The organism is Micromonospora sp. LOL_013, assembly GCF_048060315.1.
GTDB lineage: Bacteria > Actinomycetota > Actinomycetes > Mycobacteriales > Micromonosporaceae > Micromonospora_E.
The window spans coordinates 1-8,636 of record NZ_JBHMIQ010000071.1 but is presented as its reverse complement, the minus strand read 5'-3'; the positions used below and the strand labels follow the sequence as shown (position 1 = coordinate 8,636).

The following is an 8,636-nucleotide window of genomic DNA, read 5'->3' as shown; positions in this document are numbered from 1 at the left end:
CCACCCAATACCGAAACTACTCAACCGAGCTCAAGACGAACCGCGTCGGTGGATCGAGGCTAAGCATCGCAACCAGCGAAGCATAATCAGCATCGGGATCAGATTCGCGCCATACTCGAAAAACCTCGACCAGAACTTCGCGAACAAGTGGAGCCCCAACTGGCGTCGAATTGAGTATTCGCAAACAGAGAGCAAGCTGGGAGCCCGCGCGAAACCGACGCCCCTCCCTACCCGCCCGCATCAACGCTCGCAAAATTTCCTCTGCCCCCCGGTATGATTTCTCGTCGTACGCCTCAACGAGGAGATCAGGAAGAACAGAACTTGCGTTTTTTGAGTAAACGTCGATTATAACCGATAGAACCTCATCCACGGTCCGAGCTCGACGAACGATCGCCTCGGCTGCGTAAAATTCCATGAATGTACGATGGGTAAACGCAAAGAGCCTCTGGCCCCTAGCGCTGGTTCCTGTCGCGGTCAGCAACCATGCTCTCCCTGCGCAGAACTGTAGAAATTCCGACGCGCGCCTCTCAGCTTCAGCAGACTCAACCCCTGCTGTATCCCGAAAATACGTCGCAATGAGCCTAGTAAGCTGCCCTTCCTCAACCCCGCCAGAAGTGGTCGGAAATTTGAAAAATAAATCAGCGAGTTCCTGCATTAAACCATGGCCGTAACGCCTGTGGTCAACAGGTTGCGGAATATGACGCATCGCATCCCAGCTGTAAAACAGCAAATCGGCGCACGATTTATAAACATCAAGGCGATTCATCGGAATGTAGCCACGAACACGATACAGCGCACATAGAAGCGAAAGCATTAGCGGATTCCTGCGAATCTCCGCAATCTCTTCCGACTCATCTAGGAATGCCACACAATCCTGCGATGACTGTTTCATCAGCGTGAACCACCGTTGAGCATAGTCTTGAACTTGAGACTCGTCGAATTCCTCCAATTCCACGATTTCGAAACGCGGACTCTGAAATTGTGCAGACTCGTATCCCACCTTGCGGGTAGTGCAGACGATCGACGCAAGAGGGTAGGCGATCGCCATTCTTTCGATAACATCGATCAACGCACGCCGCCGACTAATGTCCACAACCTCGTCGATCCCATCAAACACCAAGACCGCCCGCCCGAGAGCGACCAACCTTTCTATTACATCCGTGTTGGCCGAAACCCCCGGAAGAATATTCGCAGATCTGGTAACGTACGAGAGAATGGGCGCAAGCTCTTGGTCAACATTCAAGGTCTTGCAGGGAACAACAACTGGGAAAAAGTCGAGCTCCGCGCGCGTTGCGAGCACATTCACGAGACGATTAATTAGAGTACTTTTCCCCGCACCTGGCGCTCCGAGTATCACTAGAGCCACTCCAGGTGCTGGATGTCGAGTAAGATCAATGATCCGTCTGTCTGTTCTCTGCACAACCGGTGTTAGAGTTCGCTCAATATAGAGGTCAGCAAGTGGGAATCGGTGATGATCCTGACTGTGCTGGAGACTCATCTGTGATGTTGCCTCAGCGGCGCTTCTGCAGATATCGGCACACAACGTGCGCATCTCGCTGATTTGCTCTAGCGTACGAGTAGATTCGATGATAAGACGAATGTATCGCGGCGCTGGCGGCTCTTTTGTCGACTTCAGCCCTCGCTCATGACTCATCAAGGACTCAAGGTGTTTCACGGGAAGCTGAGCTAGCCCTTCTTCAGGTGGAGCCACAGCTTCAGCGTTGGCCAGAACGAGTCGCCACACAATATCAGCGATGTTCTGAACCTGGGGGATATTGTTGATCGATGCAATAAGCAGCGAGTCAAAGCTGTCGCGGACTTCATCGAGCCAAGTCTCCGCATACTTGTGCCGCCCAACAAGCCCACTAATCAGGAGGTGGTTTTGCACTAGCGCACTAACTTCAGGGCTTGCGATGAAGGAATTCAGTTCAGTCGCTTGGTCGTCAGAGATAAGCACCTGATCGCCAGAGTCACCCAGAAGAGTGTGACCTAGAGATATGTCAGGATCAGGCAAGGCCGTGAGTTGACCGAAGGATACCGCAGCGACACGAAACATCATCTCACCAAGAGCGTTGCCCAACGCCCCCGAAAGAACAGGATCCACGAGCCCAACCGCCCATTCGACTACAACGATGACTCATGAGCATAGCTCAGGTTACGTTTGATGTGAACTCTGCCTGAAGTTGATGTTGCGACATCGTCACACCCAACGCAGGTGAGGGAATCATCAGAACGTTGCCAAGTCGGCGTGATGCCGTCCAGCTTGAGATTGAACCGCTGCTACCAATCTCGCGTTACGCCGTCGACTCGTCTGGGTCAACGACGAAGACACCTACGCCGGGTACGCCGACGACCAGGCCTTCGGCCTTCAGCGCGATCATCGCGTTGCGGACGACAATCGCCGACACGTTGTGCTCGGCGCAGAGCTGCGACGTGGATGGCAACTTCGCGCCGGGCGACAGCTCGCCGGTCGCGATCTGCTTGCGGATGTGGGCGGCGAGTTCCATCCACTTGGCGCTCGGCGGCATCGCCGGCCCTCCCCCCTGATCAGCGAGCGGCTGACGCGCCAGGTCACCGTCAATGTCCGCCGAGCCACCAGGGCGTCCGAACGTCTACCCTGCCGGCCAGCAGGGGTTCAGCCCTGCTGGTCGTTTGGGTCGACGACAAACACGCCGACGCCCTGCACGCCCTCGATCAGCCCTTCGGTCCGCAGCTTGAAGATGGCTTGGCGCACGACGATCGCTGACACGTCGTGCTCCTTGCACAGCTGTGCGGTGGACGGAAGCTTGTCGCCTGGTGCCAGCTCACCGGAGACGATCTGGCTCCGGAGGTGGTCGGCGATCTTCTCCCACTTGGGCTTGGCGGGCATGGGCGGCTCCCTGATCTGCGCACCCATTTGATCACGCGCCAGCTTTGTATGGCAAGAAATTGGCGCTCATGGGTTGCTTCGTATGGGCGCATATGTAAAGCTGTCTCCGCGCCGCTCCCTGGTCTGCAAACCGGAGTGGTTGCCCCGCAAGGAGCCCGGTCGGCCGACGCCGCCTGTCGGTCGGCCGGGTGCGTCAACCTGCCCGCCACCTGCGACAACAGTCGCATCAGCGGCGGGTGCCATCTCCACGCGTACGGGAGGCAACGTCCGGTGACACCCGACCCCCGCCCCACCCCGACCGTCCCACCACCACCCACTCGGCTGCGCCCGGCCGGCGACCAGCGATCCGCGACCTACTACACCCGGTACGCCCGCAGCCGCGTCGTCGAGGCGCAACGCACCATCGACAGTCACACCACCTCGGCGTACACCGGCTGTTGTCTCGGCTGCGGACGGCCCGGACCGTGCGCGGACCTGACCGAAGCCGAAGCGACGATGCACCGCTACCACCGACTGCCGTTCCGCCGCCCCGGCGCGACCCTGCTCGACCCCAGCCGGGTCGCCGACACCCCCGACCGGCCCCGCTTCTCCTGGCTGAGCAGGTCGGCATGAGCACCCGGGAGTACGCCGCCGACGCCGCAGCCCTGCAGGTCGCCGCCGACACGATCGGCGCGCTGCGGGCGGTCTGCCTGGCCCTGGAGACCGCCGTCACCCACGTCACCGAGCAGCTCGGCGACGCCCACACGCTCGCCCCGGACGCCCGGCTCACCGTCGACCGCTACGAGGAAGCCCTGCACCAGGCGTGGGAGGCGTACGGCGAAGTCTTCGACGCCGTCACCGTCGCCCGGCCGCAGCTGCCGGGCAGCCGCCCGGTCGGCGTCGCCACCATCATGCGTGGCCTGCGGATCGCCCGCGAGCACGCCGGCCACGCCGCCGGCACGACCGGCGACGCCCGGCCCCGGGTGCTGGCCGCCGCCGACCGCCTGGCCCGCAGCGACGACCCGTACGCCCAGGCCGCCGCCGCCCGGCTACGCTCCGCCCTGGCCCGTCTCGACCAGCTCAGCGGCAGCCTCGGCGTCGGCACCAGTGCCCTCGACCGCTACTTCAACGCCCTCGCCAACGGCGACGACCCGCCGCAGCAGCGGCTACGCCGGCTGGCCGCCCGACGCCCGCTCACCGGCACCCCAACCGTCACCAACAACGACGGCAATCCACCCGACGACGGTGCCGACTCCGCCGGGCGGCAGCCACCGACCGAGGTACGCGGACTCGCCGCCCGTACCGCCGCGTCGCTGGTCGCCACCGGCCGCCACCACGTCAGGTTCCGCACCTTCTGGCAGCTCGTCCGCCACCACATCTGGCAAGACGCCTTCCACACCTGGAGGAGCCGGTGACCAGCGCACCCACCGCCGCCCTGACCTACCTGGTCGCCGGGCAGACCGGCGCACACGAACGCCAACTCGCCCGCTTCGACGACGACCAGTGGCAGGAATACCTCGACCTGCTCAGCGGACTGTTCGTCCTCACCGTGGACCGACGCTTCCGGCCCGGCGAACCGGCCGCGGTGATCCGTTTCGTAGCCAGCGTCCGGGAACGCTTCGACCCCGCTGGCACCGCCATCGACCCGACCGTGGCCGAAACCCTGCTGTACGCCGCCCTCGGCCAGCACGACACCCTGCCCGCCACCGCCGAAACCATCACCACGCAGACACTGCTCGTCGTCGCCCTCGTCACCGACGAAGGACTCAGCCCCGCCGGCCTGGCCAACCTGATCAACGACACCACCACGATGATCGCCGCCGAGCCGGACGACCAGCCGGCCACTGTCACCCCGGACGGGCAGGCGGCCGACCAGCAGCAGCCCGACGGTCACGAGCAGCAGCCGGCTGATCCGACCTGATTAGGGCGGCGATCGACGACTCGACGGCGGCGGTGTCCAGCGGCTCACCGATGGCGAAGTGTTGCAGCAGGACACCGTCGACGAAGACAGCGACCGCGTACGCCGCACGGTCCCCGGTCAGCGGCGTCAGGATCTCGCAGAGACGGTCCCGCCAGGCGCGGGCCAGTGGCCGCAGCTCGGGGCTACGGGCTGCGGCCAGGTACAGCTCCAGCTCGGTCAGCGCCCGGCCCCGGTCGGCCAGGTACTCGCCGATCAGCCCGGTGAGCCGGGCCGGCAGGTCGGTGCCGTCGCCGAGCTGCTCGGCCCAGCGGCGTAGCTCGGCCTCGACGTCCGTCTGGGCCTGCCGCAGCCCGGCCACGATCAGATCGGCCAGGGTCGGAAAGTAGTAGGTGGTCGCCCCGAGCGGGACACCGGCGCGGGCGGCGACCGCCCGGTGTGTGGTCCGCCCGATCCCGACCTCGGCGACCGCTTCCAGGGTGGCGGCGGCCAGCGCCCGGCGGCGACCCTCCGGGTCCCGGGGCCGCACCGGACGGCGGCTGGCCGCGCCGCCCGGGTCGGCGGTCAATGGGCACCGCCCAGGTTGAGCACCACCACACCGGCGATGACCAGCCCGATCCCGGTCACCTTCGCCAGGGTCAACGGCTCGCCCAGGAACGTCGCGCCGATCGCGGCGATGGCCGCAGTGCCGAGCCCGGCCCACAGCGCGTACGCGACACCGACCGGGATCGTCTTCACCGCCTGGGCGAGGCAGGCGAACGCGGCGACGTACGCCGCGACCAGGGCGAGCGTCGGCCACAGCCGGGTGAACCCGTGGGTCGACTTGAGCAGGCTCGTCCCGATCACCTCGGCGGTGATCGCGGCGGCGAGGAACAGGTACGCCATGACCGGACTCCGTTCTTGTACGAACGTACATGTACAAGCGTACAAGAGAAGCGGTGAGCGGGCAGCGGAAATCCCCCGCCGACCACCGGGTGAGTAGCCGCCGCACGGATTTGAGCGGCGCGCTACTCACGCCAACCTCCGGGATCCGGTGCTGGACTGTGCCTGGTTCGCCACCTTCAGCCCCACGAGGATGATCGATGTTCACCACAGCGTCAGCCCGGATGAGGAGCCTGCTGGCCGCCGGAATCGTCACCGGAGTGATCGCGACGGCGGGTACGGTGACCCTCGCGGCACCGCTGGCCACGCCCTGCGCGTCGACGCGACCGGGGAGATCAGGACCGACTTCTGGGGCAACGTCAAGCCGGTGCACGGGTACTCCTGGCAGCACGCCGTACCCGGCTATCCGGCGCCCGGCGAGCCTCCCTATTCACTCATCGGCTCGGTGACGGCCGGCGCGACCTTCGTCAGCGGGCGCGGATGGTACGAGGCCGGCAGCTGGTTCCCGATCGTCGGCACCCGGGACACCGGCACCCCGTCGACCTCGCCGTGCCTGCTCTACGAAGCCGCCGGGCTGGTCGGCGGCAGGTTCCAGGTCACGATCAACGACAACAACCTCAGCGACAACGGCGGAGCAGCGACCGTGACCGTACGCCAGTGGTGGTGAGCCGCTGCTGGTGAGCATCCTCGACTCGATCGGGCGGCCGACTCGGCCGCCCGGTCAGGCGATCAGGTGAGCAGCGGCGGCTGACCGGTGGCCTCCAGGACCGACAACCACAGATCGCCGTACGGGTCGACCTGGTTGCGGGTGCTCACCGCCAGCGGCATCGGCACATGCACGAACCGGCCCCGCCACCGACCCACCACCAGGTCGGTCCGCCCGGCCATCGCCGCGTGCACCGCCGCATGCGCCAACCGAATACAGTAGACACTGTCGTACGGGTTCGCCGGCACCCCACGGATCGTGTAACTCGGGTCGATGTACTTCACACTCGCCTCGCGCCCGGCGTCGGCGAAGTCCTCGACGATCCGCTGCCGCAGGTACCGGCCGAAATCGTGCAGCCGCAGATTGCCGGAGGCGTCGTGGCCGACGGGTTCGCCGGCCAGATGCTCCTGGCCGGCGCCCTCGGCGGCGACGACCGTCGCATGCCCCCGGTCGGCGACCCGCCGGCGCAGGTGCGCCAGGAGGCCGCCCGGGCCGTCCAGAGCGAACGGCACCTCGGGCACCAGGACGAAATCGGCGTCGTGGGTGGCCAGGGCCGCATAGCAGGCGATGAAACCCGAATGCCGGCCCATCAGCTGTACGAGCCCGATCCCGCCGGGGAACGCGGTGGCCTCCACATGGGCGGCCCGGATCACCTCGGTGGCGTGCGCGACGGCCGTCTGAAACCCAAAGCTCTGATCGATGTACGGGATGTCGTTGTCGATCGTCTTCGGCATCCCGACGACGGCGACCGGCCGGCCCCGCCGGGCGAGCACCTCGGTGATCCGCGACGCACCCCGCATCGAACCGTCGCCACCGATCACGAACAGGATGTCGATGCCGAGCTCGTCGAGGGTGTCGGCGATCTCCGCCGGATCCTGGTTGCCCCGCGACGTACCGAGGATCGTGCCGCCGTACTCGTCGATCCGGTCGACGACCGCCGGCGTCAACGGGACCGGATCGTGGCCGTGCCGGGCGACCAGCCCTTGATAGCCGTTGCGGAAACCGACGATCTGGCGCACCCCGTAGCCGGTGGTCAACTCCAACACCAGAGCCCGGATGACGTTGTTCAGGCCGGGACAGAGCCCGCCGCAGGTGACGATCCCGACCCGGGTGCGGGCCGGCTCGAAGAAGATCTTCTGTCGCGGTCCGCCCGGCTCCAGGCTGGGCAGCTCGTCGATGGGCAGACCCCGGCCGGTGAGCATCCCGACGGTGTCGTCGAGCAGCACCCGGTCGGACTCGTCGACGTAGTGCCAGCTGGTGTTGCGCCCGAGCAGCAGTCGGGCCAGCGGCGAGTCGAACAGGCACCCGCCCAGCGTCCGGATCTCCAGTCGCACCGGCTCGTCGGCCATCCACCCATGGTCCCGGCCGTAGTTTTCAGCAGCGTTACCGAACTCGACCGTTGGCCGGTCGGACCACGGCGATCCGCTCACCAACCATCCCGCCGGGAGCCGAATGGCGCAAAGTTGTACCAATGTACGCGTTTGAGTGGATTCGAGTGACACGTACAGTGAGATATCGCCTATGTTGGTCTTACGGCTTCGTCGAGTGGACTACCGAGAGTAGAGGAGGTTGTACCGTCGAATGGAGGAATCATGGCTTCAACCATCCCTCCATCTATCAATGGCGATCGGGCAATCAATCGCATTGGCAATTGGGCCGATTCGAGCCGAAGACTAATGGCGCCCGACTGGTCAGTCTCACCTTCCGCAAGAATCCTACCGCCTTCTTCGACGGTCACCTCCGCAGAGGGAACACCCAGAGCGAAGCAGTCCGCTCCGTTATCCACACACATCGTCACGCGGACAAGAACCTCAAGCTGGGGCCGACCGTCCCCGGCGCAACCACAGAGCGCAGCAAGGATCACAGCCACGAGCAGCGAAATGCCGGTGAGGCGAGTAGGGTTTTGCATGCAGTTCTACCTCCGACACGATCGGGTGGTCGCCGAGCGCTCCTGCGGACTCGGCGACCAACCCAACCCGCGCTTAACAGGGAGTCACCGAGTTCGACGGTTGGCTACCTAGCTGCCATCGGTTGCTGGTGCTAGAGAAGCTTAGGCTGACGCTGAGTGGGACACCAACCGAAACGTTCACGCCGGTACCGTTCCAGGTGTGTCCGTACTTGGAGAAGGCCTGGAGGCTTCCACATCCTGGACTGTCAATGCTGTAGACGATCTGACCCCACCAGAAGTTGTAGTCGGTTCGGCAACAGGCCCACCATAGTACCAATGCCACGTAGCTTAAGTTGATCTTGGTGGTGGCTGGACCCGGTAGATGTGGATGGTC

The 8,636-nt window shown here is 64.8% G+C and carries 10 protein-coding genes; 4 read left to right on the top strand and 6 right to left on the bottom strand.

Annotated features, from left to right (window positions below; all coding sequences use genetic code 11):
* Positions 1–16: 16 nt before the first annotated feature.
* The 3 genes from ACFHWS_RS28090 to ACFHWS_RS28080 form a co-directional block, all read right to left on the bottom strand.
* Positions 17–2,104 (bottom strand): NACHT domain-containing protein, encoded by a 2,088-nt coding sequence (locus ACFHWS_RS28090; protein ID WP_416569537.1) that lies wholly within the window; start codon positions 2,102–2,104, stop codon positions 17–19.
* Positions 2,105–2,294: 190 nt separating this feature from the next.
* The gene (locus ACFHWS_RS28085; RefSeq protein WP_416569536.1) at positions 2,295–2,528 is read right to left on the bottom strand and encodes a winged helix-turn-helix domain-containing protein; all 234 of its coding nucleotides are present in this window, start codon (positions 2,526–2,528) and stop codon (positions 2,295–2,297) included.
* A gap of 107 nt (positions 2,529–2,635) precedes the next feature.
* Positions 2,636–2,896 (bottom strand): winged helix-turn-helix domain-containing protein, encoded by a 261-nt coding sequence (locus tag ACFHWS_RS28080; RefSeq protein ID WP_123602538.1) that lies wholly within the window; start codon positions 2,894–2,896, stop codon positions 2,636–2,638.
* Positions 2,897–3,139: 243 nt separating this feature from the next.
* On the opposite strand from ACFHWS_RS28080, the gene ACFHWS_RS28075 reads away from it, so the two are divergent.
* From ACFHWS_RS28075 to ACFHWS_RS28065, 3 genes are read left to right on the top strand one after another with little or no spacing between them, the layout of a single operon-like run.
* Positions 3,140–3,481 (top strand): hypothetical protein, encoded by a 342-nt coding sequence (locus ACFHWS_RS28075; RefSeq protein WP_416569535.1) that lies wholly within the window; start codon positions 3,140–3,142, stop codon positions 3,479–3,481.
* Positions 3,478–4,263, top strand: a complete 786-nt coding sequence (locus ACFHWS_RS28070) for a hypothetical protein (protein ID WP_416569534.1) — start codon at positions 3,478–3,480, stop codon at positions 4,261–4,263. Before ACFHWS_RS28075 ends, ACFHWS_RS28070 begins: the two co-directional genes overlap by 4 nt.
* Positions 4,260–4,769, top strand: coding sequence for a hypothetical protein (locus ACFHWS_RS28065; protein WP_416569533.1), 510 nt, complete (start codon positions 4,260–4,262; stop codon positions 4,767–4,769). The genes ACFHWS_RS28070 and ACFHWS_RS28065 overlap by 4 nt, the downstream gene beginning before the upstream one ends.
* Here the strand turns inward: ACFHWS_RS28065 and ACFHWS_RS28060 are convergent.
* Positions 4,696–5,334, bottom strand: coding sequence for a TetR/AcrR family transcriptional regulator (locus ACFHWS_RS28060; RefSeq protein ID WP_416569532.1), 639 nt, complete (start codon positions 5,332–5,334; stop codon positions 4,696–4,698). The genes ACFHWS_RS28065 and ACFHWS_RS28060 overlap by 74 nt on opposite strands.
* Positions 5,331–5,651, bottom strand: a complete 321-nt coding sequence (locus ACFHWS_RS28055; protein ID WP_416569531.1) for a DMT family transporter — start codon at positions 5,649–5,651, stop codon at positions 5,331–5,333. Before ACFHWS_RS28055 ends, ACFHWS_RS28060 begins: the two co-directional genes overlap by 4 nt.
* Before the next feature lie 190 nt (positions 5,652–5,841).
* Here ACFHWS_RS28055 and ACFHWS_RS28050 point away from each other — a divergent pair, with 190 nt between their 5' ends.
* Positions 5,842–6,315 (top strand): hypothetical protein, encoded by a 474-nt coding sequence (locus tag ACFHWS_RS28050; RefSeq protein ID WP_416569530.1) that lies wholly within the window; start codon positions 5,842–5,844, stop codon positions 6,313–6,315.
* Between the two features lie 62 nt (positions 6,316–6,377).
* On the opposite strand, the gene ACFHWS_RS28045 is transcribed toward ACFHWS_RS28050, so the two are convergent.
* Positions 6,378–7,703 carry an ATP-dependent 6-phosphofructokinase gene (locus ACFHWS_RS28045; RefSeq protein WP_416569529.1) on the bottom strand — a complete coding sequence of 442 codons (1,326 nt, stop codon included), beginning with the start codon at positions 7,701–7,703 and terminating at the stop codon, positions 6,378–6,380.
* Positions 7,704–8,636: the final 933 nt, after the last annotated feature.